Genomic DNA, 21,287 nt, shown 5'->3' on the forward strand with positions numbered 1-21,287 from the left:
TGCGGGCCGCGCCAAAAAAGGCGCTCCCCGCAGGAAGCGCCCCTTGTGCTTGGCGAGCATGCTCCCTACGACAGTGTTAGCTGACAGGTTCGAAGGGTTGGGCGCCTGTGCCCTCTCAACCACGGGACGGCTTCGCGTGCCGCCGAGCGGTACCCCTGCATGCTTTCAGCTTAGCACGATGGCTTCGACGTGCGTGTGAGGAATTCGCTCGTGCCTTTCGAGAGGCGAAGAAACAGGGAAAAACGGGGAGAGGGAGCCAAGAGAGCTGCTGTGGGCCATCGTCAGGATAAGAGGTTGCCCATAGCGAAGGATGATTGGCGTTTCGGCGTGCTGTGTTATGATGCGCCCCATGACTTTCGAAGATGACAGGGAGATGGCTGTGGCGCTCGGGACGTCCGGCGTGATGGCGGCGATGTCGGGGGGCGTCGATAGCTCCGTGTGCGCGCTGCTGTTGCAGGAAGCGGGCTATGCCGTGCGCGGCGCGACGATGGTGCTGCGGGACGACCAGGAATCGACCTGCGGGTCGTCGCGCGATGTGGAAGACGCGCGGGAGGTATGCCAGCGCCTCGGCATCCCCCACGATGCCTTCGACCTGCGCGATCGCTTCGATGCGGCGGTGGTACGCCCCTTCTGCGACGCCTATCTCGAGGGCCGCACGCCCAACCCTTGCATCGCCTGCAATCGGTTCTTGAAGTTCGAGTCTCTCCAGCAGCGCCGCCGCGAGCTGGGGCTCGACTACGTGGCCACGGGGCACTACGCCCGGCGCCGGTGGGATGCGGCCACGGGACGCTGGCAGCTTCTGCGGGCATGCGACCCCGTCAAGGACCAAAGCTACGTGCTGTACCACCTTACCCAGGACACACTCGCCCACATGCTGTTTCCCCTGGGCGAGCTGACCAAAGGCGAGGTGCGCGAGCTGGCCCGTGCCCGCGGCCTCGTCACGGCGGCGAAGCCCGAGAGCCAGGACATCTGCTTCGTGCCCGACGGCGACTATGCGAGGTTCATCGAGGGCCGCTGTGGCGCGGACACTGCTTTCAATCCGGGGGAGATCGTGGATCGGGAAGGGCGCGTGCTCGGGGAGCACGCGGGGCTCATCCGCTACACCATCGGGCAGCGCAAGGGCATCGGCGTAGCGGCGCGCGAACCGTTGTACGTGCTGGGGAAGGATGCGTTCGCCAACCGGCTCATTGTTGGCTTTAAGGACGAGCTGCTCAGCGTGGGGGTAGTGGCTAGCGATGTGAACTTCATCAGCGGCGACGTTTGGCAAGGTCCGCGCGAGGTGCTGGTGAAGACTCACTACCGCCAGCACCCGGTGCCGGCGGTGGCCGAGCAGACTGGTGTTGACGAGCTGACCGTCGCCTTCGACGAGCCCCAGCGCGCCGCTGCCCCAGGACAGGCCGCCGTCCTCTACGAAGGCGACATCGTCCTCGGCGGCGGCACCATCGCACGGGCTCTGTAGCGTTTTGCGGAAGGATGCTTGCGGAAAGTCTTCCCGCAAAGGAGATTGGCGTGGATGCCAAACTCTCGTTTTTTGGCTCCGACTGGCCGTGCTCGGGTGTCGGACTCCCGTTTTTGGAACTAACGGAGTCCTTCGGGCCAAAGAGTGGTCGAAAAGCGACGGGGCGCTCGATGGCGCCCCGTGCACTTGGGAGGGTGATGCTGGGAGGGTGCGGAAAGTCGGGAGGGGGCCCGCACCGTTGCTGCGAGAGGCGGCCTACTTGCTGGCCACAGCGCGGCCGACGACGTAGCCTTGGGTGTGGCAGCGGCCGAGGGAGAGGCCGGGCACCGTCATGGGGTAGTCGGGGCTGCCGAAGAAGTTGCCGGCGCAGTTGCCGATGGCGTACAGGCCCTCGATGGGTGCGCCTTCGGCGTTCAGCACCTGCATGTCCTTGTTCACGTTCACGCCGTGAATGATAGTGGACAGGCCGATGTGGCGGTGGATGCCGTAGAAGGGAGGCTGCTTGATGGCCTTCAGGAACTGGGCCGGCTTGCCCATGTCCTCATCGATGCCCTTCTCGGCCAGCTCGTTGTAGCGCTCGACGGTCTTCACGAAGGCGTCGACGTCGGTCAGGCCGAGCTTCTGGCCGAGCTCTTCCAGGGTATCGGCAGAGAAGGTGTTGATGAGGCTCTCGTAGACGCCGGTCTTCTCGCCCTCGACCTCGGGCATGTAGCTCGCCATGGCCTCGGGCGGCAGGGCCACTCCCGGCCAGCCCTCGGTGTCGGCCATGTAGTTGCTGTCGAAGATCTGGCTGTACCAACCCTGGTCGGCCTCGCTGCGCAGGAAGTTGCCCATGACGGCCATCTCGCAGGCGGCCTCGTTGCAGAAGCGCGAGCCGTCGTTCTTCACGGCCAAGAACGGCATGTCGGCCATGGAGCCCGGGCCGGCGTCGAAGTCGTGCTGCACCTTGGAGCCGCAGGCGTCCTCCATGCAAGCGCCCGCCCACACCATCATCTTCTGGCCGTCGCCGGTCTTGTTCTGCTCCTTGCGGTAGATGTTGGCCATGGCCGGCTCGTAGTAGGCCATCATCTCGTCGTCGTTCTCGTAGTCGCCCGTGGCCACGATGACGCCCTTGGCGGCATTGAACTGGATGTAACCGTCGGCGCCCTCGGCGATGACGCCGGTCACGGCGCCGGACTCGTCCTGCACGAGCTGGGCGGCCGGGGTGGAGTAGAAAATCTCGACGCCCTGCTGCTCGGCCCAATCGGCGATGTCGCGCATGCCGTTGCCGGTGTTGTAGGGCTTCGGTCCGAAGTCGAAGGCGAAGTAGGTGACGTCGTAGCCGTTGATGTTGCTGATGTTGCTCGTCCACTTTGCCGTGGAATCGACCATCTGCGCGCCGGCCTGCTCGCCGATGTTCCACAGCCACTTCAAAGCCTCGCCGGAGTTGTAGGCCCACAGGCGCACCTGCTCGCGGTCGGAGAGGTGGCAGCAGTCGGCGTTGATGAGAGAAACCACGGCCTCCACGCCGCCGGGAGCCGTCTGGTCGACGATGATGGAGTCGCAGGTGTTGCCCTGGGACACCGCCGTGGCCTCCTTCTGAAGCAGCGCCACCTTCGCGCCGGCCTCATGGGCCGAGATGGCGGCGGGCACGCCCGCAGCGCCGGCGCCGATGACCACGACGTCGTAATCGCGGGTGTCGGCGATGTCGGTGATGGGCTCGGGCTTCACGAAGAATGCCGGAGTTCCATCCCCGGCTGCTGCTGCGGCCTCCTCGGTGGCGGCTACCGGCTGCTGGGGTGCGCAGCCCCCGAGCATGGACACGCCCATGGCGCCCGCGGCGGCCACGCCGCCGAACTTGAACAGGTCCCTGCGAGAAATAGTGCTCATAATTCCCTCCTTGGTGTATCGAAGGGGCACCGCGCTTCGGTGCTCCCGTGTCGGCCTTGAGCATTCCTGCCGACAACTCCACCATAGGGGTGCGAATGCTTGTGTGCATCGACCGCTGCGGGAATTAGGGGGCCTAATTGTGTAACCTGTCTCCCCAACCCTTTTATAACCCCCTTATATAACCCCCTATTTCGGGCAGAGTGGGCATTTGGGGCTCGTCGGGGAAGGGCGGACGGCTGGTCTTGTTCTATAATCGAATCTATCATCTATCGCTTTCCCCTTCAACTTTTTCGGAATGCTGGGAAAAATTCATTGGTAAAACTGCGCCTATAAGGAGGTTGCGACATGGCGTCCGATTGCGTTTCCCCGACCGAGAGTGCCCGGCCCGATGCCGCAGCAGAACGGGCCCCGCTTTTTCGGAGGCCCCGGTCGGTGGCTGCCGTGCCCGTGGTATTCCTCGGTCTCGGGTTGTACCGTGCCTGGATCGAGATCGTGTTTGTGGGAACATTCGTGGTGTTTCCTGCCGCTACCGTGTCGGCGCGCGACTTATTCGACTGGACGATGGTGGTCACCGCCCTCGGCTGCACCCTCCTTGCCCGGCGCATCGGCCCCTTCTTCGACAAGCGGTGGCCTTTCGTGCTGGGCTCCGCGATGCTCGTGGCGTCGACGACGCTGATGTTTGCCAGCTGCTGGGTGGCGTCGTTGGCGGCATGGGCCGGTTATGCCGCCGCGGTGGCGGGCGGTTTCGGCATCGCCCTCGTGATCCTGACATGGAGCGAGCTGTACGGTTGTTTGAACCCTTTGCGGGTCGCTCTCTACTATTCGGCCTCCATCGTCGCGGGTGCAGTGGTGCTGTACGTCTACCGCGGTTTCATGCTGCCGTGGTTGTTTGTCATGACGGCGCTTTTGCCTCCGCTCTCGTTCTGGGCGGCTTCGCGTGGGTTCGCCCATCTTCCTCCCCAAGAGCGTCCGGCCACGGCGTGGACGCGCTTCTCGGTGCCGTGGAAGGCGGTGCTGTTCATGGCGGCCTACGCCTTTGGTTACGGTCTCATGGAAAACGGCATGTACGGGGGCGTCTTCGGCCCCCATTCGGCGCCCGGGGCCGTGCTCGTGGCGGTGCTCGTGTTCGTCGGCGTCTCTTTCCAAGGCGGCCGCTTCGACTTCTCGCTTATCTACCGGTTCGCGCTGCCCCTCATCGTGGCCGCGCTGTTCCTGGTGCCGGTGTTCGGCGGTACGCAGAATTACGCGGCCGGTTTCTGTATGGCCGCCGCCTATACAGCCCAGTCTATCCTCATCATGCTGATCTGCGCCAATATCTGTTACCGCTATGGGGTCTCCGCTATCTGGCTGTTCGGCATCGAACGGGGCGTGCGCCAAATTTTCATGTGGCTCGGCCGCGTGACCGCGGCGGGGGTCGGGGCACTCGAGTCGTTCGGAATCGGCGGCGAGGTGGCGGTTTCTGCGCTGGCGGTGGTGGCCGTGGCCTTGGCCACGGCGGTGCTGCTCTCCGAGCGTGACTTGTCGAGCCGCTGGGGTGCCAACTTTCTGTCCGGCGGCACCGACTCGGCGGCGATGATCCGCAAGCAGGAGCTGGCGGATCGTTGCGACGAGATCGCGCGAACTTACAAGCTATCGGCGCGTGAGGAGGAAGTGCTGCTGCTTTTGGCCCAGCGCAAGACGGTGGGCATCATTGAGAGGGAGCTGCTTATCGCCAACGGCACCGCGAAGGCCCACGTGCGCCATATTTACCAGAAGCTCGACATCCACACGCGTCAGGAGCTCTTCGATCTGCTCGGCCTCGATGGCCGCGAGACGGGGCCCCAGGATTAGGTCGGCATACGCAGGGACGGCGGACGGGGATGCGTGCCCTACAGTCCCGCGAGGCCTATCTGGCAGCCTTCCACGAATAGGCTCAGCTTCTCGATGTAGCTTTGGGCCAGATCAGACAGCTGCCGCTCATTGTGGACGATGTAGCCCACGCGCATGAGCTCTTTGGTCTGCAAAGGCACGCTGGCGATGCCGGTGTACATCTCGCTGGAGAGCACGCCGGTGGAGATGGTGTAGCCGTTGTGGTGCGCGAGCAGGTTCGAGAGGGTGCCGCGGTCGCTTACGGAGATGCACTTTTTGTGGGGCAGCTCGGCCAAGGGCTCCTCGGAGAAGAAGAACGAGTTGTTCGCCCCCTGCTCGAAGGCGTAGCGGGGGTAGTCCTCCAGATCTTCCACGGTCACCTCGGTGCGCGAGGCCAAGGGGTGCTTGTCGCTGACGAATACGTGGGGCTGCGCAGTGAACAGCAGGTTGAAGGAGAGGTTCGCGTCGGAAATGGCGTGCCCGATGACGCTCTCGTTGAAGGTGGAGAGGTACAGCACGCCCAGATCGCTGCGGAAGTCGCGCACGTCCTCGATGACCTCGGAGGTGCGGGTCTCGCGCAGGCTGAAGTTGTAGCCGGCGCCCTCGTACTCCTCGGCCAGTTCCAGGAACGCCTCCACCACGAAGGCGTAGTGCTGGGAAGTGATGGATAGACGCTGCGCCGCCTCGCCGCCGCGGCCGGAGTAGCGCTGCTCCATGAGGTCGGCCTGCTCCACTACTTGGCGGGCGTAGCCCAAAAGCTCGATGCCATCGCTCGTGAGCGTGATGCCGCGGTTGGACCGCTCGAAGATGGTGACGCCGGTCTCGCGCTCGATGTCGCGTACGGCCACCGATAGGCTTGACTGCGAGACGTACAGCGTGTGCGCCGCCGCCGAGATGGAGCCGTGGTTCGCGATGGCGATGAGGTAGCGAAGTTGCTGCAGGGTCATGGGAAGCTCCTATGGCGGGTTAGGATTCAAGTCTAGGGAACTGCTAGGCATTATACGACCGTCGGGCGGCGATGGAAGGGAGAACTTGACGGTGCGCCACGGTTTTCTCGGCCGCCTCGCCATCGGAAACCGCTATGGCGCGGGCCGTTGACGAAGTGGGGCTATTCAGTAGGATGGGGGGCAATGCATCTCCTCGTCGGTCGGAGCCGCGCGGTATTCTGATTCGCTCAGACAGTCCTCGCTCTGCGAAACAGTCCACTGGACTGTTTCGTTCGCTGCGGAACTCGCTCGGTCAGAACACCCCACGTCTCCGACCGGTTGCCGGCTTTGTTTCAGCCAGAAAGGATTTCCCATGACCGTCCACGAGAACATCACCGAGCTGATCGGGCACACGCCGTTGGTGGAGCTGACCAACTACGAGCGCGCCCACGAGCTGCCTGCCACGCTCATCGGGAAGGTGGAGTCGTTCAACCCCACCGGCTCGGTGAAGGACCGCGCCGCCCAATCGATGATCGACGCCGCCGTGGAGGCCGGGGTCCTCGACGACGAGACGGTCATCATCGAGCCCACCTCCGGCAACACCGGCATCGGCCTTTCTGCCATCGCCGCCGTGCGGGGCAACCGCATCATCATCGTCATGCCCGAGACCATGTCCGTGGAGCGGCGCAACCTCATGCGCGCCTACGGGGCGGAGCTGGTGCTCACCGAGGGCGCCAAGGGCATGAAGGGTGCCATCGAAGAGGCCGAGCGGTTGGCGGCCGAGATTCCGAACTCGTTCATCCCCTCGCAGTTCTCCAATCCGGCGAACCCGGCCGTGCACGAGCGCACCACCGGCCCGGAGATCTGGGAGGACACCGACGGCGCGGTGGACATCCTCGTGGCCGGCGTGGGCACCGGCGGCACGCTGTCGGGCGCGGGCGCCTACCTGAAGGGGCAGAACCCGGCCATCCAGGTGGTGGCCGTGGAACCGGCCGGATCTCCCGTGCTCTCCGAGGGCCGCGCCGGCGCCCACAAGATTCAGGGCATCGGCGCCGGGTTCGTGCCCGAGACGCTGGACACCGCCATCTACGACGAGGTCATCGCCATCGAAGACGAGGAGGCCTTCGAGGCCGGGCGGGAGCTGGCTGCCCATGACGGACTGCTCGTGGGCATCTCCTCGGGCGCGGCGGTGGCCGCGGCGGCGAAGTTGGCGCGCCGGCCCGAGAACGCGGGGAAGAACATCGTCGTCATCCTGCCCGACACCGGTGAGCGCTACCTTTCCACCTCCATGTTCGACTTCTCGTAGGCCTTCCACGTTTCTCTTTCGTTACAAATTCGTGGGCTCGTCGACAGCTTCGGGGGCGCCGGGCAAAGGCCGTGGTAGCATACGGAAAGCACCTTTTCGGCCGACGAAAGAAAGCAACAGATGGCAACCTCGGCGCCCTCCATATTCCCCGCTTTAGCCCAGCTCGATATCGGCGACGTTCTCGCCCACATGCCGGGCGGCTTCTTCGTCTACCGTGCCGACGGCGACGAGGCGGTGGTCTACGCCAACGAGGCCTGCCTGCGCATCTTCGGCTGCGCGGATCAGGAGCAGTTCGTCACGCTGACGGGCGGCACCTTCCCCGGCATGGTGCATCCCGAGGACATCGAAGCCGTGGAGCACTCCATCAGCCGCCAGATTCAGGCCGATCGGTACTCCATGGACTACGTGGAGTACCGCATCATCCGCCGCGACGGCTCGGTGCGTTGGATAGAGGACTACGGCCACCACGTCACGTTGGACGCGGGCGAGTTCTTCTACGTGTTCATCAACGACGCCACGGACAAGCTGCGCGAGCGGGCCGACGAGCTGGAGGCGGTGAACGCCCAGCTGCGCGAGGCCTATGCCCGCGAACTCGAGCACCGTACCATGCTGCGCAACGCCCTTTCCGAGGCCGAGGCCGCCAACGTGGCGAAAAACACGTTCCTCTCGAATATGTCCCACGACATCCGCACGCCGCTGAACGCCGTGGTGGGCTATGCGTCGCTCATCTCGGCCCATGGCGGCGAGGCCGAGCGGGTGCGCGCCTACAGCGACAAGGTGCTGGCCGCCTCCGAGCAGCTGCTCGACGTGGTGAACGAGACGTTGGAGATCAGCCGTATGGAGGCGGGCCACGTGCAGCTGGCCGAGGCGGAATGCTCGCTTTCCGAGCTGGTCATGCAGGTGCGCATGGACATGGTGGACTTGGCCGATCGTGCCGATGTCACCCTGGTCTGCGATGTTGAGCCTCTGACCCACGACCGCGTGCTTGTGGACGCTGTGCGCCTGTCCCATGTGCTCACCCAGCTGGTGGACAACGCCATCAAGTACTCGCCGGCCGGCAGCATCGTGCACATCAGCGTGGCCGAGAACGCCGGCGCGCCCCAGGGCTTCGCCAGCTTCCGCTTTGTCGTGGCCGATAGGGGCGTAGGGATGGAGCCCGCGTTCATGGAGCGCATGTTCATGCCCTTCGAGCGAGAGAGCAACACCACGGCCTCAGGCGTTCAGGGCACGGGACTCGGGCTCACCATCGTGCGCAACGTGCTCGATCTTATGGAAGGCGAGCTTGCTGTGGAAAGCGTGCCGGGGGAGGGCTCCACTTTCACGGTGGACATCACCTTCCGCCAGGCTCCGGCCGATGTGGCCGCCGAGGCGCCGTGCCCGAGCCGCGGGCGGGGGCCGGTGCGCCACATCCTGCTCGTGGAGGACAACGAGCTCAACCGCGAGATCGCCTGCTGCCTTCTGGACGATGCGGGCTATGAGGTGGACACGGCGGAAAACGGCGAGGTGGCCCTGGGAATGATTGAGGCCGCCGACGCGCACGCCTACGATTTGGTGCTCATGGATATTCAGATGCCGGTCATGGACGGCTATGCCGCCACCCGCGCCATCCGCGCGCTGCCCGACCCGCTGCGCGCGTCGCTGCCCATCATCGCCGTGAGCGCCAACGCGTTTTCCGAGGACCGCAAGCGTTCGCTGGAATGCGGTATGGACGCGCACCTTCCCAAGCCGCTCGACGTGCACCGTCTTCAGTCCCTCATCGAGAAGGTCGTTCACTAAGATACGCCCGTAGGGGGCGACCTTGGTCGCCCCTGTTTTGTCGTGCGCCGTTGTTCCGCTTGCAGAGGGCTGACCAAGGTCAGCCCCTACGGGGAAGGGGTGCGGTTGCCCCCCCAAGGGGCGTGAGGGGCTAATAGCTGTCGGCGATGTCTCTCAGGTAGTCGGCGTACTGGCGAGCCAGGGCGCTGGGGGCCTCCAGGCGCACGGCGGTGCCGAACTGGGCGAGCCAGCCGAAGAAGACGGGGCTGGCGGCCACGGTGACGTGCACGCGGGCATGGGTCGCATCCACCGGCGCACTTTCCACGTCCTTGCCGAAGCGGTCGATAATGGCGCTCATGACCGATTCCTCCACGAGCAGCGTCGCCGGCGTCGTCTCGCCGCCGAACATGGAGAACGTGCGAGAAGTGTAGGTCGCCGCATCGAAGGTGGCGATGCGCTCGTTGCGCACGGCCGCCTCGTCGGTGATGCGCAGCCCCTGCATGCGATCGACACGGTAGCTGGGGAAGGAGTCGTGCTTCTCGTTGTAGGCGATGAGGTAATAGCACCCCTCGGAGTAGATGAGGCACACCGGCGTCTCACGGTAGATGCGGCCGTCGCCCTGGGGTCGCGGCTGTTTGTTCACGTCGTGCTTCACGTAGCGGAAGGCCACCTGGCGGCGGCGCCGGATGGCCTCGTGCAGCGTGTCCACGTGATGGAACACCGACTCGTTCTGCATCTTGATGCGGCCTTCCACGTGCACGTTCTTGGAAAGCGCGGCGGCCTGGTGGCAGGAGCCCAGAGACGCCAGCCCTTCGGTGAGGCGATGGGCCATACGAACCGTGAGGAAGCGCGAGGACTGCACGGCGTCGGTGAGCAGCATGAGCTCGGCGGCGGTGAAGGTGCGCGAGACGAGGGCGTAGCTGACCGGGTGCGTGGGAAGCTTCGCGATGTCGAGACCGAAGTCGCGAAGGGCGTCCAAGTCGCGGTACACCGATTTGCGCTCGGCCTCGATGCCCGCCTCAGCCAGCCCGGCGATGATTTCGGGGCAGGTGAGGCCGTGACTCTCGTCGGTGCGCTCGTAGAGCATCTTGGCGAGGTTGAGCAGCTTCAGTTTCTGGCTCTCGCCCGCCATCGTGCGCCCCTTTCCCCACGATCGCCTACGTTGGCTGATCGTCTTCGTAATCGTGGTCGATGACGACATTGTAGGTGTAATCGGGATATTTTTCCTTCAGATGGGCGATTATTTTGTCGCGGATGGCGTCGTCGTCGGCCTTAAAGCCTATGACCAAATCGAAGTAGACGGTCGAGGTTTTCTCGTCTACGTAGAAGCCGTGCACCTGCAGGATCGCCGGGTCGCTTTTCGCGAGGGCGTCGAGGTCGGCATGCAGAGGGGCGAACGCACCGGTCGTGTTGGCGGCGTAGATGCCCACGGTGGTGAGGATGCCGAGCTTCGCGGTGAGCCCTTCGCTGATCTGGCGGGTGAGGGCGTGGATGTCGCGGGCGCACATATCGTCGGGCACTTCGATGTGCACCGAGCCCAAAATCTCGTTGGGGCCGAAGTTGTCCAGCACCACGTCGTAGGTGCCGCGCACGTCGGGGAAACTGTTGGCGTAAGCAGTGATGTCGTCGACGAGCTTTTTGTCTTCGGGGCCGCCGATGAGCGGGGAGAGCGCGTCGCCGAGCACCTCGAAGCCGGCTTTCAGCACCACGAGCGAGATGATGAGGCCCACGGCGCCGTCGATGTTCAGGTTCCAGAAGTTCTGGGCCGCCGCCACCACGAGCGTGCCGGCCGAGAGCACCGCGTCATAGTTGGAATCGATGCCCGAGGCGATGAGGGCCTCGGAGTTCGTTTTGTCGCCGAAGCGCTTGAACATGATGCCGATGGCGATCTTCGCGAGGATGGCCACCACGATGACGATGATGGTGATGGCCGAGTAGCTGGGCGCGCCGGGGTGGATGATCTTGTCGATGGATTCGCGCAGGGAGATGAAGCCGGCCACGAGGATGATGATGGCGATGACGACGCTGGTGAGGTACTCCACGCGGCCGTAGCCGAAGGGGTGGTGGCGGTCGGGCCGGCGCCCGGCGAGCTTCGTGCCCACGATGGTGACGATGGAGGACAAGGCGTCGGTGGCGTTGTTCACGCCGTCCAAGATGATGGCGATGGAATGGGACATGAACCCGACGGCCATCTTGAAGGCGACGAGCAGCACATTGCCGATAATGCCGTATACGCTCGCCTTGACGATTTCCCTCTCGCGGTTCATGACTCTCACCCCTGATGGTTTGCGCTTGTGCCTCTTGGGTCGGCGCGCCTCGCTGTATTATGGGCGCCGTTGCTACTGGTGCGGCCGTTGTTGTGGCTGCTGCGCTGGCGCCGATGCCGCCGCTGGTGCCGCCACCGGCGCGGCTGTTGACGCCGCCACTGGTGCCGTTGGCGCGGGCGCGCGTTGTCTCATGGGTCGATTATAGGTCTCTCTCCAGGTGGGCAAGTCCCCGCCCCGTAGCCTTTCCGAAGCAGTTCGGTAACTATCCTGCTCGCCGCCGCCGATTGCGGGCGCTTTGGCAGAGAAGATGGGAAGGCAAGCAGACGGCGTTGACCGCCTGCGGTTGCGCACCCATCCGTAGCCTGAGACGGTTTTCTGCCATCGCCGTTTCCCGTTTGCGACATTTTGGGCCCTCGGGCTATGCTGCTTTGGCAAAAACCCACGTCTGGCTACGGGTTTTTGCCCCTTTTTGAGTTTCGACCCGCAGCCAGAGGGGGCTTTTTGTCGGGAAGGCTGCGGTGGCCTGGCAAAAACCCCTCTCGTGCTACGGGTTAGCGAACGGTGCTCTGCGGGTGGATGGGGTATATGCGCCGATTTGGGGCAAGAGGAGATCGGTTCGAGAAAGAAAGGGAAAGAGAAAGGGAAAGAGAAAGAGAAAGAAAGAGAGAGAAAAAAAGAGAGAAGATCGTTCCAAGAAAGAGAAGGCCCTCCGGCTATAGAGTGGGAGGGCCTTCGTGGCGGGTGATGGCGGCAGCGATGTGGCTTGCCCGCGAGTCGAAGTTAGGCGGTGGGCTTGTCGTTGTCGGCGTCGTCGGTCGCAGTGTCGGCGGCTGCGGTGTCGGCGTCGGAGGAGATCTCCTCGACGACGGCTACGCCGGCCTGGGCGTCTTCGATGTAGTTGTCAGGCAGGACGATGGCCGGCTCGGCTGCGGCCTCGGCGGCTTCCTCGGGAGTCTCGGCCGGGGCGAAGGTGTCCTCCTCGACCGTTTCCACCACGGCGGCGGGGACGGGCTCGGCGACCGTCTCCTCCGCGACGGCAGCTACGGGTTCGTCTGCTGCGGGCTCGGCCGCGACGACCTGTTCGGTGGCGACGACTTCTGCCGCAGGGGCCGTAGCGGCCGTGGCGGGCATCACTGCGCCGGCAACGGCCTCGGCGGCCACGGCAGCGGCCACGGGAACAGCGGCGGCCGGAGCGGCAGGCTGCTGGGGCGCAGCGGCTGCGGGCTGCACGGGCTGCTGCGGGGCTACCGGTGCGACAGGCGCAGCGGCCGGCGCGTAGCCGTAGGGAGCCGCGGGCGCCGGCGCGGCGGCGTACAGGGCGCGATCCTTGTTGGCGAACACGGCCACGATGATGCAGAGCACGAGCGACACCCAGCAGCAGGAGAGAAGGCTCACCACGGCGGCGACGATGTTCCAGATCATGATGCCGCGCAGTTTGTCGGGCTTGGCCGCGCCGCGCACGCCGAGGATGCCGGCGATGAGAATGAGCACGGCGCAGACGATCACGAGGAAGACGAGGAAGCCCAGCATGCCGAGCAGCACTGACACGTCATCGGTGGTGAAATAGAGGCCGTCGTCGGTGTAGAAGTAGTCGTAGCCGGAGCCGGAAATGGCGGCGCCGCCGACGCCGAGGCCTGCCCAAGCGATGAGCATGCCGAAAATGCCGAGGGCTGCGAGCACGATATTGGCAATGCTCATGCCCTTGATGGCCTTCGCATGGTTGGTGTTCATGGTGTCTCTCCTTGAATCGATGCGGTCAATGCGATGGTGACCAGTATAGCGGCGAATTGTTGAGTCGCGTCATCGGCGATCAATTGTGGAGCGTTTGTTGACAAGCGTCAGCAAACGGCGCGCGGGCTCGACTGAGCGCCGGTTCCGTGGTGCGCTTCGGCTAGTCGCGACTCTCGGCATCGAGCATCCGCTTGATGCGCTCGACGGCCTCGCGCGTGTCGTCCGCGTCGCCGAAGGCGGTCAGGCGGATGTAGCCCTCGCCGGCCGGCCCGAACCCGGCGCCGGGGGTGGTGATGACGTTGGCCTCTTCCAGAAGGCGGTTGAAAAAGTCCCAGGAGCCGGTGCCGTTAGGGGTGCGGCACCACACGTACGGGCTGTTGTCGGCGCCGTACACCTCAAGGCCGGCCGCCGCCAGGCCCTCCTTTATCGTGCGGGCGTTGGCGCGGTAGAAGTCGATCGTCTCGTCCACCTGGGCCGCCCCCTCCGGAGTGTAGATGGCCGCCGCGCCCCGCTGGATGACGTAGGAGGCGCCGTTGAACTTGGTGGTCTGGCGGCGGTTCCACATGGCGTTTAAGCTCTGCCCCTCGCGTACCAGGTCACGCGGCACCACGGTGTAGCCGCAGCGGGCCCCGGTGAAGCCGGCGGTCTTCGAGAAGCTGCGGAACTCGATGGCGCACGTCTTCGCGCCGGGAATTTCGTAGATGGAGTGGGGGATGGCGGGGTCGGCGATGAAGCGCTCGTAGGCGGCGTCGAAGAGGATGACGGCATCCGTGGCGTTGGCGTAATCGACCCATCTTTGCAGGGCCTCGCGGGAAAGCACCGTGCCCGTGGGGTTGTTCGGCGAGCAGAGGTAGATGAGGTCGACGGGCGCGTCGGGCAGGGCTGGCGTGAAGTCGTTCTCGGCGGTAGTGGGCATGTAGACGATGTTCGTCCAGCGCTCGGTGTCCGTGTCGTAGTCGCCGGCGCGGCCGGCCATGGCGTTGGTGTCCACGTAAACGGGGTAGACCGGGTCGCACACGGCCACGACGTTGTCCTCGGCGAAGATGTCGCCGATGTTGCCGCAGTCGCTTTTGGCGCCGTCCGAGATGAAGATCTCGTCGGGGTCGATGGCGATGTTGCGGGCGGCGAAGTCGTGCTCGGCGATGGCGTCGCGCAAAAAGGCGTAGCCCTGCTCGGGGCCGTAGCCGTGGAAGGTCTCGGCGGCGGCGAGGTCGTCTACGGCGGCGTGCATGGCGGCGACGACGGCCGGGGCGAGCGGGCGGGTGACGTCGCCGATGCCCATCTTGATGAGGCGCGCGTCGGGGTTCGCTTCCTGGTAGGCGGCGGTGCGCCGGGCGATTTCCGAGAACAGGTAGCTGCCGGGCAGCTTCTCGTAGTTGCGATTGATGCGGGCCATGGGGCCTCCTTCATGGTGCGGTTTTCTGATGCGCTTAGGTTAGGGGGCGAATGTTTCCAATGGGAAAAGACGAGGATAAACCTCATCAATGGGCAGATCAGCGCCGCAATCGTGGACAATTTGTGGGCATCTCGCCTACGGCGCGCGCTCGGGGTTTTTGAGCGTCCGCACGACGGTCTCTTGTGTGAAAATGAAGGTTCTAAGAGACAGGGTGTGAATAGGCTTGCGCTAGCAGGACGCGGGCCTGTGCGAAGGAGACGTTCGTCCATGAAATTGACGCGGAGAGGCTTTCTGGCCGGCGCCGGAGCCGTGGCGGCGGGAAGCGCGGCATGGGGTTTGGATCCGAATCGAGCCTGGGCCGACGAAGAGGTCGCCGAAGAGCCCGCCGGCACCGACGAGGCGCCGGCCGAAGAGCCTGCGGCCCCTGCGGGGCCGGTCGTCGTCTGCGAGGAGTGTCCGGGCGCCTGCACACTGGTGCTCGAGGTGGAGGACGGGCGGGTGGCGGCGGTGCGCGGCGACGGCGCGAATCCGTTCTCTGAAGGGCGGCTCTGCCTGCGCGCTCAGGCGCTGACCGACTTGTGGAAGGCGCCCGAAGGGGCGACCGAGGACGGCGCCGGTGGCGATGGTGGCAATGGCGCGGGCGGCAACGACGCCGCGAGCGAAGGCGCGACGACGGCCAGTCCGGGGCGCTTGACCTCGCCGCGGGTGCGTCGCGCCGGGTCGGATGCATGGGAGGACATCTCCTGGGATCGCGCACTGGATGAGATCGCCAACTTGGTGAAGGACACGCGGGACGCCACCTTCGAAGAGAGCATCGAGGGCGTGGAGGCCGACGATGAGGCGCAGGGCGAGACGGACTTCGACGAATGGGACTGGAGCGACCGCGGCGGCTACGGCGACGATGGCTACGGCGACAACGACTACGGCGCCCGGAAGCGTCCCCGCGGCGTGCCGGTCATGTGCACTCGGGCCATCGGCAGCTTCGGCGGCGCGCGCCTTGTGGCTGAGGAGCAGTTCCTGCTCGCCAAGGCGCTGCGATCCTGGGGCGTGGTGAACATCGACTCCGAAGCGGCTTTCGGTCGGCGTGCCTTCGCAGCCGGTGTCGCCGCGACCCTCGGCATCGCCGAGCCCGACGGGCTCTGGAGCGATATCGCGAACACGGGCTGCCTGCTCACTCTGGGTGCCGATGTTGCCACAAGCCAGCCGCTCTCCCTTCGCTGGATCGAGCGTGCCCGGGATGCGGGCGCGCTTTGGATCGCCGTGGATCCGCTGCGCTCGGCCTCGGCCGAGATGGCCGACATCCACGTGCCCATCCGCCCCGGCACCGACATCGCGTTTCTCGGGGGGCTGGCCAAATACGCCATGGACAATTCCCTCTGGCAGCCCGAGTACGTGCTGAATTTCACCAACGCCTCCTACCTCATGGACCCCGCCTTCTCCTTCGACGCGTCAAGCGGCGCCTTCTTCGGCTGGGATCCCATGACCGGCACCTACGACAAGACCAGTTGGGGCTATCAGACCGACGGCTTCGACACGTGGAACATGCGCTTCGACGGCGAGTTCTCCTGGGTGCGCGGTGAGGGCGTCCCTGCCTGGGCCGTGCCGTCCCAGCCGCGCTGCGAGCGCAATATCACGCTGCAGGACCCGGCTTGCGCCTGGGTGCGCCTGCAGGAGTTTCTCGCCCGCTACGACTTGGACACGGTGGCCACCGTCTGCGGCGTGGAGCGGTCGCTGCTCGAGCGCGCCTACGGGGCCTTCGCGGCCACGGGCGCGGTGGAGGGGGCGGGCAAGGTGCTGGCCGGGCCCGGTCTCGTGCAGCACGGCACGGGGGCCCAGGCGGCGCGCGCGGCCGCTGTGGTGCAGCTGCTGCTCGGCAACATCGGCGTGCCCGGGGGCGGCATCTCCTACCTGGGGGGCGCTGCGAATGAGGGGCTGGCCGATGCCATGGGGCTTTCGCCGGACATGTTCTGCGGCGATCTTCCCTGGCCCACCGAGGGCGAGACGACGCTCCAGGCGTGGCTCGAGGCCCACACCGAGCCGGCCGGGCGCGGGTTCACTGCGGCCCCGTGCCCTGGTGTCGGCCCTGCGTGAGTGGTGGGGCGAGGAGGCGGCCTTCGACAACGACTACGGCTACGATTGGCTGCCCAAGGCACCGGCTGGCGGTGCGTCGTTCAGCGAGGCGCTGTGCACAGGCTTGCTGCAGGGGTGTTTCCTGTGGGGCGCCGATCTGGTGGGGAGCGCGTCTTCGGGCGTTACGGCCGACGACGTGGGGCGCCTAGCGTGGCTCGTCGTGACCGACGGCTCGCCGAACCTCACGGCTACGTTTTGGGAACGGGTGGAGGATCCTTCCCAGCAGCAGACGACGGTGTTCCAGCTGCCAAGCGTCCTCGGCTTCGAGAAGGCCGGCATCCGGGCGAGCGGCGGCCGCCTTCTGCAGCATGCTGAGGCGGCGGTTGAGCCGGCGGCCGAGAGCCGCACGGACGCTGCCATCATCGGCGATATGTGGGAGCGCGTGTTCAACCTGTACGACACCAAGGGCGGTGCGGCGACGGATCCGATCCTTAAGGCCCGGTGGGACTACGTGACATCCGACAGCATCGATCTGGTGAAGGTGGCCTGGGCGATGAACGGCTATGTCGTCGAGGACAGCGACTGGGACGGCGGCGAGCTGGTGCTTTTGGAAGGCGCCGACGGGCTGCGCGCCGACGGCTCGACGGCTTGCGGCGCGGCTTTCCTGGCGGGGCTGTGGTCGAACGGCGCCAGTGCGGCCGATGCGGCCGAGCAACCCGTGGGACGTCGCGACGGCGCCGACGAGAGCGGTCTGGGGCTCTTCCCCGGCTGGGGCTTCACATGGCCCGGCAACGTGCGGGTGCGCGGCAACCGGGCGAGCGCGAATTTGGCGGGCCAGCCGTGGGTGAACGAGCGCAATCTCCTTACTTGGGAGGGGGAGAGCTGGGCCTGCATCGACGCGCCCGACTTCCCGATTCTGCGCGACGGACGATGGCTCGAGCCGGACAACCAGGCCTTCCCCGGTACCTGGGAACAGGTGGGCCTTTTGGTGTCCGACCGGCTGGGCGACGGGCCTGTGCCCGAGCACTACGAACCGTTGGAGTCCCCGTTGAACAATCGCCTGAACGGGGCTTACGCCTCTCCGGTGCTGCTGGCGGCCGCCGCGAAGGCGCCCGGTGCCGCAGGCGATGACGGGGCGGTGGATGCCGCCGTGGCCGATGCGCTGGCGCCGGACTACTCCTCTATGTAGGCGGATCGCGCGGCCTATCCCATTGCGGCGGTCATCAACGGCTCGGACGGCCGCGACGGCGCTCGGCGCGCCCTGAGCGAGACGCTGGCTGCCGCGGAGCCCGGCTGCTTCGTGGAGATGTCGGCGAGCTTGGCTCGCATTCGCGGCCTGGCCACGGGGGAGTGGGTCCGCGTGTTCAACGAGCGCGGATCCGTGGAGGCGCCGGTGCTCGTCACCGACCGCATCCGCCCCTTCCAATGCGAGGACAACGAGGGCCACTATGTGTGCTTGAACGGCATGACCCTCGGCGACGAGGGCGCTGCGGCAGCCGTGTGGGGCGTTTTGGCCCCTGCGGCGGAAAGCCCCGTGGGGGCGGCCCGCGACGTCAAGGGTTTCCTGGTCGATATCGAGAAGGCGTAGGGGGCATCATGGCTGACAAGGCAATTCTTTTCGATAGCAGTCGGTGCTCTGCCTGCCAGGCGTGCGTCGCTGCCTGCAAGGGACGCTTCGGCTTGGCGCCCTCCGCGTCCGATTCGTCTTCAGAGAACGAGACGGCGCGCGCGTTCGGGCGGGCGGCCGTGCTGGACGAGGAGGCGCCGCTTGCCGTGGCGCGCTTCGAGCGCACGCTGGCCGACGGCAGCACGGTATGGGAAGCGGCCCGCGCTGGCTGCGTGCACTGCGCCCAGGCGCCTTGCGCGGAGGTGTGCCCCACGGGGGCTGTGGCGGTCAACGGGGAAACGGGCTTCGTCGCGCTGGACGCGGCGCGTTGCGTGAGCTGCCACTTGTGTTCCATGGTGTGCCCGGCCGCGGCCCCGCGTCATCGGGGCGAGCGCGGTGAGGTGCTTTTGTGCGACGGGTGCGCGGCCGAGGTGTCCGAGGGGGGCGTGCCCGCTTGCGTGGCCGCCTGCCCGCTGGATGCTCTGGCCTTCGACGAGCGCGATGCCATTGTGTCCCGGGCCAATGAGCGCGCGGCGGCGCTGCGCGAGCGCGGCTGGGCCGCAGCCTCGGAGCTCGGCGTGAGCGAGCAGGGCGGACACCACGTGGTGCAGGTGATGAAGTACGGCGTGGGCGGCTCCATGCACGAGGCGCTGGCGTCTACCGGCGAGGTGGAATGGCTCGATGCCGTAAAGATGGCCGGTCCTGTGTCCGTGGGCGTCCTCGGCCTTGCCGCTGCGGGCGCCGTGGCGGGGTTGGCGGTCGAGTCCTCGCGCCAGCGCGCTGCCGAGGTCGAGGCGGCCGCCGCTTCAGCGGGCACCTTCAATCCGCTGCTCGACGAGGAGAATATCGAAGGCGGGGAGGGTACCGATGGCGATGCGCGCGAGGTCGTGGAAGAGACCGCTCTTCAGGCCGCTCTGCGCCGCCGCAACGCCCTGCGTTCCAAGAAGGGCGCCACACCGGCCGCCGCCGCAGCTGCTGCAGTGGCCGCCGTGCCGGTGGAGGAGTGCCACTGGTACAATGCCGATGCTGTGGGCGACGATGAGGCGGAAGGCTTCGAGCCGCGCCTGGTGAGCTGCGGTCGTGCGCGCTTCGGCATGAAGGACTACGGCGTTGCGGACGGCTGGGGCGAGGACTTTGCCGGCGATGCGGACGACGCCGTCGAGATTCCCGTGGTGGACGAGTTGAGCGACACCGGCGAGCTGTACGACGTGGAGGAGTTCAACCGCCTTCTGGCCGAAGACGCCGCCCTCGCCGAGGAGGCCGGGGAGACTGATGATGCCGAAGAGCCCGGTGATCCCGAGCCGGCCGATGGGCTCGAGGCGATTGATGATTCTGAGCCAGTTGACGACACTGGGGAAGAAGAGTCGGCTACAGAGCGTTCATAACGAATAGCGCATCTCTCGGCTATCCCGCGGTATCTCCATTCGTGCTAGAATGAAGACAGCTGTGGGGGACGGTTCGGTTCGTCCCCCACGGGGCTTGAAACCCGCTCGTCGTTGGTAGCGCAGGGCGGGTTTTACTTTGTCTTCAGGTAGTTCAGCTTGGCTTTGAGCTCGTTGTAGTGGCGCCGCTCCTCAGAGGTCCAGGGGCCGAAGAGGATGGTGCACAAAGCTTCCTCGGCGCTATCGCCGGCCCCTTCGCGAGGGAACAAGCACGTTTGACTTCGGTCGTAGAGGGCGATCTCGTCGAACATTCCGCTTGCTTCCAGGACGCCGAGGTTGGAGACGATCTGGTCGATGATCTTGTTGTGGTGCGCCGGATCGGTGGCTCGGGGCGTGGTGCCGGCCACGCGCATCTCCTCGTAGCGTATCTGGCAGCTGACGAGCGATATCTTCGGCTTTACGGCCATGAGCGCGAGGGACACCCCGTAACCGCGCTGGCGCAGCAGCTCCGCCGTTTTCAGGGGCACCTCTGCCGTGCGCAACGTGCTCTCGATGACGAGGTTGTACCCGATGCGCGAAAGCGAGTCGATAAGCGCCTCGGTCATGCGTCCTGCCCATGGCGCAGTATAGTTAACGGCCTCGTCTCCGTAGATGCGCTGAAGCTCCAAGAAACGGGGGTGGAACTTTCGATAGTCGTCCCCGTTGATGCTGATGCCATTGCCGTCCAGTCGGCGATGGATGATCTTGTGGAGCGTGGTTTTCCCTGCCCCGCTCTGGCCCCCGAGCAAAAAAGCCTGAGGTGGCGATTCAAGGGTAGGGCGATAGGCGTTCAGGAGATTCCAGCGCAGCTCTTCGAACTTTTCGCTGAACTCCCTCTCCGTGTACTTCTCTTCGTCACTCATAGTTAGGCCGCCTTTGCGAGCTGGGTCGAGAGGAATTGCTGAAAGCCTTTCAGCTGCCCTCGTATCTCGTCGATAGTATGCTGATTGGCCGCCGACTCTGAGAGAATTTCGGGTACGAGCCGAGCGATCTGTTGCTCGATGTCGTCATAGATTATCGTCAGCTCGTCGTTGCCTTTGAGCTTCGCGTCGGCGCGCGCTCGGGAGATTTGCGCCATAATATCCCAGGCGGATTCGTTCAACACCTCCTGCTGCAACGTTATCTCGTAGATTTCCGTCATGGTCATGATGTCTCCTCCCTCGTCAAAGGTCACTTCCGCGTAGACGATCTTCTCGACCGATGCGCGCTGCTTGGGGGTAAGCGCGTCGCCGTCGCGCTCGAGGCAGCCGGCCATGAACTCGGGAATCATGGCGGCGCGAATGAGGTTGGCGTTGGCCTTGGTGGGGGCGATACCCTTCTCGTAGCGAGTGATGCTGGCCTCGCCGATGCCGAGTAGCCGCGCAAAGGCCTGTTGGGAGAGCCCGTAGTGCTTCCGGATCTCCTTAATTTGCTGGGACATGTCGTGTTCTCTCATGATTATCCAATCTATAGATTGCCTAATAGGGGTATTATATCAGCTAGATTAGGACATATTCGACATGAATTCGAGAAAATGATAGAGAAAACTCAGCAACATATCAATCAAAAGATAGAAAGAGGGCGATCCCTGTGAGACCGCCCTCTTCGATGGGGGAATATGATAAGTGCGCCCTCGTCGGCCCCAGGGCCACTG

At 65.4% G+C, this 21,287-nt stretch carries 16 protein-coding genes and 1 riboswitch; of the genes, 8 read left to right on the top strand and 8 right to left on the bottom strand.

Annotation, left to right across the window (positions count from 1 at the left end; all coding sequences use genetic code 11):
• Nucleotides 1-45 precede the first annotated feature (45 nt).
• A riboswitch (TPP riboswitch) is annotated at nt 46-167 on the bottom strand.
• 182 nt (nt 168-349) lie between these two features.
• Nucleotides 350-1,459 carry a tRNA 2-thiouridine(34) synthase MnmA gene (mnmA, locus tag ACYVRU_RS09500; protein ID WP_302223443.1) on the top strand — a complete coding sequence of 370 codons (1,110 nt, stop codon included), beginning with the start codon at nt 350-352 and terminating at the stop codon, nt 1,457-1,459.
• Between the two features lie 255 nt (nt 1,460-1,714).
• Here the strand turns inward: mnmA and ACYVRU_RS09505 are convergent, their stop codons facing one another.
• On the bottom strand, nt 1,715-3,328 hold the full coding sequence (locus ACYVRU_RS09505) for an FAD-binding protein (protein ID WP_302223442.1): 1,614 nt from the start codon (nt 3,326-3,328) through the stop codon (nt 1,715-1,717).
• Nucleotides 3,329-3,673: 345 nt separating this feature from the next.
• On the opposite strand from ACYVRU_RS09505, the gene ACYVRU_RS09510 reads away from it, so the two are divergent.
• Nucleotides 3,674-5,158, top strand: a complete 1,485-nt coding sequence (locus tag ACYVRU_RS09510) for a helix-turn-helix transcriptional regulator (RefSeq protein ID WP_117284662.1) — start codon at nt 3,674-3,676, stop codon at nt 5,156-5,158.
• Nucleotides 5,159-5,196: 38 nt separating this feature from the next.
• Here the strand turns inward: ACYVRU_RS09510 and ACYVRU_RS09515 are convergent, their stop codons facing one another.
• Nucleotides 5,197-6,123, bottom strand: coding sequence for a LysR family transcriptional regulator (locus ACYVRU_RS09515; RefSeq protein WP_452039539.1), 927 nt, complete (start codon nt 6,121-6,123; stop codon nt 5,197-5,199).
• 352 nt (nt 6,124-6,475) lie between these two features.
• On the opposite strand from ACYVRU_RS09515, the gene cysK reads away from it, so the two are divergent.
• Both cysK and ACYVRU_RS09525 read left to right on the top strand, forming a co-directional pair.
• Nucleotides 6,476-7,408 carry a cysteine synthase A gene (cysK, locus tag ACYVRU_RS09520; RefSeq protein WP_302223438.1) on the top strand — a complete coding sequence of 311 codons (933 nt, stop codon included), beginning with the start codon at nt 6,476-6,478 and terminating at the stop codon, nt 7,406-7,408.
• Between the two features lie 120 nt (nt 7,409-7,528).
• Nucleotides 7,529-9,184 carry a PAS domain-containing hybrid sensor histidine kinase/response regulator gene (locus ACYVRU_RS09525; RefSeq protein ID WP_302223436.1) on the top strand — a complete coding sequence of 552 codons (1,656 nt, stop codon included), beginning with the start codon at nt 7,529-7,531 and terminating at the stop codon, nt 9,182-9,184.
• Between the two features lie 130 nt (nt 9,185-9,314).
• On the opposite strand, the gene ACYVRU_RS09530 is transcribed toward ACYVRU_RS09525, so the two are convergent.
• The 4 genes from ACYVRU_RS09530 to ACYVRU_RS09545 form a co-directional block, all read right to left on the bottom strand.
• A complete protein-coding gene (locus tag ACYVRU_RS09530; protein ID WP_302223435.1) occupies nt 9,315-10,295 on the bottom strand; it encodes a helix-turn-helix transcriptional regulator in 981 nt (326 codons plus the stop codon).
• A gap of 25 nt (nt 10,296-10,320) precedes the next feature.
• Nucleotides 10,321-11,430 carry a cation diffusion facilitator family transporter gene (locus tag ACYVRU_RS09535; RefSeq protein ID WP_452039540.1) on the bottom strand — a complete coding sequence of 370 codons (1,110 nt, stop codon included), beginning with the start codon at nt 11,428-11,430 and terminating at the stop codon, nt 10,321-10,323.
• A gap of 780 nt (nt 11,431-12,210) precedes the next feature.
• Nucleotides 12,211-13,161, bottom strand: a complete 951-nt coding sequence (locus ACYVRU_RS09540; protein WP_114548680.1) for a hypothetical protein — start codon at nt 13,159-13,161, stop codon at nt 12,211-12,213.
• A gap of 160 nt (nt 13,162-13,321) precedes the next feature.
• Nucleotides 13,322-14,557 carry an LL-diaminopimelate aminotransferase gene (locus tag ACYVRU_RS09545; protein ID WP_227070528.1) on the bottom strand — a complete coding sequence of 412 codons (1,236 nt, stop codon included), beginning with the start codon at nt 14,555-14,557 and terminating at the stop codon, nt 13,322-13,324.
• A 267-nt stretch (nt 14,558-14,824) separates the two neighbouring features.
• Here ACYVRU_RS09545 and ACYVRU_RS09550 point away from each other — a divergent pair, with 267 nt between their 5' ends.
• The 4 genes from ACYVRU_RS09550 (at nt 14,825) to ACYVRU_RS09565 (ending at nt 19,618) form a co-directional block, all read left to right on the top strand.
• Entirely contained in the window at nt 14,825-16,648 is a 1,824-nt protein-coding gene (locus ACYVRU_RS09550) for a molybdopterin-dependent oxidoreductase (RefSeq protein WP_461186060.1), read from the top strand.
• Nucleotides 16,632-17,816: a hypothetical protein gene (locus ACYVRU_RS09555; RefSeq protein ID WP_461186063.1), complete on the top strand. Its 1,185-nt coding sequence runs from the start codon at nt 16,632-16,634 to the stop codon at nt 17,814-17,816. Before ACYVRU_RS09550 ends, ACYVRU_RS09555 begins: the two co-directional genes overlap by 17 nt.
• Nucleotides 17,817-17,900: 84 nt before the next feature.
• Nucleotides 17,901-18,215 (top strand): molybdopterin dinucleotide binding domain-containing protein, encoded by a 315-nt coding sequence (locus ACYVRU_RS09560; protein WP_452039550.1) that lies wholly within the window; start codon nt 17,901-17,903, stop codon nt 18,213-18,215.
• 8 nt (nt 18,216-18,223) lie between these two features.
• Nucleotides 18,224-19,618, top strand: coding sequence for a 4Fe-4S dicluster domain-containing protein (locus ACYVRU_RS09565; RefSeq protein ID WP_452039542.1), 1,395 nt, complete (start codon nt 18,224-18,226; stop codon nt 19,616-19,618).
• 131 nt (nt 19,619-19,749) lie between these two features.
• On the opposite strand, the gene ACYVRU_RS09570 is transcribed toward ACYVRU_RS09565, so the two are convergent.
• Nucleotides 19,750-20,517, bottom strand: a complete 768-nt coding sequence (locus ACYVRU_RS09570) for a zeta toxin family protein (protein ID WP_452039543.1) — start codon at nt 20,515-20,517, stop codon at nt 19,750-19,752.
• A 2-nt stretch (nt 20,518-20,519) separates the two neighbouring features.
• Nucleotides 20,520-21,089 (bottom strand): helix-turn-helix domain-containing protein, encoded by a 570-nt coding sequence (locus ACYVRU_RS09575; protein ID WP_461186061.1) that lies wholly within the window; start codon nt 21,087-21,089, stop codon nt 20,520-20,522.
• Nucleotides 21,090-21,287 lie beyond the last annotated feature (198 nt).

The organism is Adlercreutzia sp. CNCM I-6216 (assembly GCF_977113345.1).

Coding starts and splice junctions, on each gene's coding strand:
- ACYVRU_RS09510 (WP_117284662.1), top strand. CDS start 3,674: ATGGCGTCCGATTGCGTTTCCCCGACCGAGAGTGCCCGGCCCGATGCC.
- ACYVRU_RS09535 (WP_452039540.1), bottom strand. CDS start 11,430: ATGAACCGCGAGAGGGAAATCGTCAAGGCGAGCGTATACGGCATTATC.
- ACYVRU_RS09530 (WP_302223435.1), bottom strand. CDS start 10,295: ATGGCGGGCGAGAGCCAGAAACTGAAGCTGCTCAACCTCGCCAAGATG.
- mnmA (WP_302223443.1), top strand. CDS start 350: ATGACTTTCGAAGATGACAGGGAGATGGCTGTGGCGCTCGGGACGTCC.
- ACYVRU_RS09565 (WP_452039542.1), top strand. CDS start 18,224: ATGGCTGACAAGGCAATTCTTTTCGATAGCAGTCGGTGCTCTGCCTGC.
- ACYVRU_RS09570 (WP_452039543.1), bottom strand. CDS start 20,517: ATGAGTGACGAAGAGAAGTACACGGAGAGGGAGTTCAGCGAAAAGTTC.
- cysK (WP_302223438.1), top strand. CDS start 6,476: ATGACCGTCCACGAGAACATCACCGAGCTGATCGGGCACACGCCGTTG.
- ACYVRU_RS09545 (WP_227070528.1), bottom strand. CDS start 14,557: ATGGCCCGCATCAATCGCAACTACGAGAAGCTGCCCGGCAGCTACCTG.
- ACYVRU_RS09515 (WP_452039539.1), bottom strand. CDS start 6,123: ATGACCCTGCAGCAACTTCGCTACCTCATCGCCATCGCGAACCACGGC.
- ACYVRU_RS09525 (WP_302223436.1), top strand. CDS start 7,529: ATGGCAACCTCGGCGCCCTCCATATTCCCCGCTTTAGCCCAGCTCGAT.
- ACYVRU_RS09505 (WP_302223442.1), bottom strand. CDS start 3,328: ATGAGCACTATTTCTCGCAGGGACCTGTTCAAGTTCGGCGGCGTGGCC.
- ACYVRU_RS09575 (WP_461186061.1), bottom strand. CDS start 21,089: ATGAGAGAACACGACATGTCCCAGCAAATTAAGGAGATCCGGAAGCAC.
- ACYVRU_RS09540 (WP_114548680.1), bottom strand. CDS start 13,161: ATGAACACCAACCATGCGAAGGCCATCAAGGGCATGAGCATTGCCAAT.
- ACYVRU_RS09550 (WP_461186060.1), top strand. CDS start 14,825: ATGAAATTGACGCGGAGAGGCTTTCTGGCCGGCGCCGGAGCCGTGGCG.